Genomic DNA, 211 nt, shown 5'->3' on the forward strand with positions numbered 1-211 from the left:
CTTGACAAACCGGAAACGGTATGATAGAATAAACGAGTTGCTGCTGAGAACGAAAGCAACAACGAAAAAAGTTCCTTGAAAACTGAACAGTATGTAAAACCCTGAAAATTCTTATAAAAATGGTCTTTGGTTTAGACCATGAATGAGAACATTCAGAACAAAACCTAACAAAACAGTAGAACGGTTTAAAAATTAGCCAAGCTAAATTTTG

This window comes from Clostridium sp. AF28-12 (genome assembly GCF_003435225.1).
Taxonomy (GTDB): Bacteria; Bacillota; Clostridia; order Lachnospirales; family Lachnospiraceae; genus Pilosibacter; species Pilosibacter fragilis.